This is a genomic window from Legionella waltersii, from assembly GCF_001468085.1.
GTDB lineage: Bacteria > Pseudomonadota > Gammaproteobacteria > Legionellales > Legionellaceae > Legionella > Legionella waltersii.
This window is the reverse complement of record NZ_LNZB01000060.1, coordinates 452,209-454,833: the sequence shown is the minus strand read 5'-3', so window position 1 is coordinate 454,833 and position 2,625 is coordinate 452,209. Positions and strand designations below refer to the sequence as shown.

Genomic DNA, 2,625 nt, shown 5'->3' with positions numbered 1-2,625 from the left:
AGTGTTAGTGGCATTTTAAACAATAAAATGCCACTCATTTTTCTACTATTGGCCCAAAGAAAGCTGTTGCCAAACGAGCCCCAGATAGCTGTCATTTAATTTTATAACAATCTTTCTATTTTCCACTTAGGATTGACGATATTACATGCAGATTTTCAAGTCCGTTTTTTACTGTTTATTTAAATTGATCCTGCAAACCTTTCGCTAGTTTTTTTCATTCTTTTAGCGCCAACTGATGAAAAGGTAGCTCATAGCTCTTTACAGATTTAAAAGGAGAAGATAAACGATGCTCAACTATTTTAGCTAATTCATTATGATAAAGTAACTCCATCATTCGCTCATAAGTTTCTACTGGTATCAAATCAGCAAATGACAACAAACTCTAGTTAACAAACTGTAAGAATGACTATCAAATTATATTCTCTTGAGATCCCGGTAAACGTTTTCATGTACCCCAAGTGCTAATAAAATCCTTAATGTCGGATCCCATTCATAGGCTAAAAAGAAATTGTTGGTGATTTATTTTAAATTTGTACACATACACTCCAACTAAATCACCTTTTTTCTCTTCTCCAACATTGGGATTATTGATAATTGTACGTACAGCATCGTTAACGATGGATTTATGTGCGATTGGTAGTTTTTTATAAGCTTTCTTAAAAGCAGGCATTTACCGTATTTCGATATCACTCACCTTCACCCTCAAATTGAAGAGGTTCGGCTAAAGACTTGTCTTGAAGTTTAGACAGCAAAACGTCCTTTATAAACTCAATGGGTAAATCAGGATTATCCAACGCACTTTCCCAACTTGGCCCAATATTCTATTTGATTTGGAGTAGAACGAAATTCTGCAGCAGCCACCTTTTTTGCTTCATAATAAATGCTTTCGACAATTCTTATCGGAATTCCCATAGATCACCTGCATTGGTATTTTTTTTTGCTACATTTGTAGTATATGTATGATTTTAGATTAAATAAAAGCTAACGTTTATTATCAAATAACAACCACTCCTTTAATCCATTTTCGGCGTTTGCTGTCTCATAAAATGAGACAGAACCCCACTGTTCTAGGTGGTTTTAGACGGTTTCTCTCCTTCGTCAATAGGTGATTTGATGAGACCGACTAAAATGTCAAAACAGCACCTTTGTCTAATTTGAGTTTATTAGACCCTACCCTTCGTTAAGAAGTTAAATTAATGAATTACCTGCAACTAGCTGAATACTAATTCTACTCCAATACAGTTAAAGCAAACCAGCAATCCCATGCCTTTCTACAATATTGAGTAATTTAAGTATTGCTCCATGAGCATGACGCTTACCTTGTTCAAGTCCACGAATCATTGAAGGACTAACATTAAGATATTTAGCGAATACAGATTGACTCAATTTTTGCTTTTCCCTTAACTGCTGTATCTCTTCACCAGTAAATTCATGTAAAACAGGTAAGTCCTGATCAGTAAGATCTCTTAGGGTTTTTTTATCAATAATTTCAGCTTTATATAGACCTTGTGCAAGATCATTAATGGTATCTTGTATATTAGACATTTTTATTTACCTCAAATAGTTCACCCAATCCAATTAACTTATTTATTTGCTCCTCATTAAGCCCAAGCATGATATCAGCCAATTGCTTTAGTTTTTTGAGCTCAGATGTCGTGACATTTCCTTTATCATTCTTCGAAAATAAATGTAACCAATAAATCCCGTTATCCTTCCTAAAAGCAAGGATACTTCTTGAGCCCCCACTTTTACCTCGTCCTTCCTTAGTTGCCATTCTTAGCTTATAAAGCCCCGCTCCTAAGGAATATTTTTGTTGCTCATCTCTACTTAACTTTAAAAAGTCATCTAACGTTTCAATAAGTATTTTATCTATTAATCCAATTTTTTTTGCTTCATTGTTAAATTTTTTTATTTTTAAATGTTTCATAAATGCAAACCAAATTATAGCACTATGTGTCATAGTACAATGTATTATAGTACAATGTATTATATATTGCCAGATAAATTAATGGGGAGCATTTTACTCCGCCACCGAGCCCCTTCCTACCAAGAGATTTTAACTCAGCATGGAATAATTTATAGCATGAGCAAACGAGGCGATTTAGGATAATGCTGCCATGGAAAGTTGGAATCACAGCTTTAAAATTGAATCCATTTTTCGTATCTCCTCTGAACCAACATGATTTACAGCAACAACTCTGGCACGAAGTTTTTCTTGCAAATATTTAGGTGTTCTATTTAAGTCCTTTAGCGCATTTCTTGTTATTTGAACCTCTGTTATCACTTTAACACTTGTACTGTGACATAAAACGTGACATAGCCGTGGCAGCACCACACCGTTCTAGGCCGTTTTATACCGTTTTTCTTGAACATGATGCATCGCAAGGCATTGATTTTAAAAGAGATTAAATATTGACTGTCTGGCTACGAACCAGGGGGTCGGAGGTTCGAATCCTTCCGGGCGCGCCATTTTTTATCCTTATAAATCAATCAGTTACACGCTCAAGTTGGAATATAGAGTACTTGGTTTTTTACTTCACTGTGGCATAAACGTGTCATAAATTATCTTTCACAAGCCGCTGCAATTTTTCTACAATCCTTCTACATCAAGGATTATTTCATTAG

Annotated in this window: 3 protein-coding genes and 1 pseudogene; all 4 read right to left on the bottom strand. The window is 34.9% G+C overall.

The window, feature by feature from the left end:
• Nucleotides 1-490: 490 nt before the first annotated feature.
• The 4 genes and pseudogenes from Lwal_RS15180 to Lwal_RS15165 all read right to left on the bottom strand — a co-directional run bounded on the left by Lwal_RS15180 (nt 491) and on the right by Lwal_RS15165 (nt 1,927).
• Nucleotides 491-670 (bottom strand): type II toxin-antitoxin system RelE/ParE family toxin, encoded by a 180-nt coding sequence (locus Lwal_RS15180; protein ID WP_231950947.1) that lies wholly within the window; start codon nt 668-670, stop codon nt 491-493.
• Between the two features lie 16 nt (nt 671-686).
• Nucleotides 687-912, bottom strand: a pseudogene (locus Lwal_RS18230) (TA system antitoxin ParD family protein).
• 330 nt (nt 913-1,242) lie between these two features.
• The gene (locus tag Lwal_RS15170) at nt 1,243-1,545 is read right to left on the bottom strand and encodes a helix-turn-helix domain-containing protein (RefSeq protein WP_058481639.1); all 303 of its coding nucleotides are present in this window, start codon (nt 1,543-1,545) and stop codon (nt 1,243-1,245) included.
• Nucleotides 1,538-1,927, bottom strand: a complete 390-nt coding sequence (locus Lwal_RS15165; protein ID WP_058481638.1) for a type II toxin-antitoxin system RelE/ParE family toxin — start codon at nt 1,925-1,927, stop codon at nt 1,538-1,540. The genes Lwal_RS15170 and Lwal_RS15165 overlap by 8 nt, the downstream gene beginning before the upstream one ends.
• Nucleotides 1,928-2,625 lie beyond the last annotated feature (698 nt).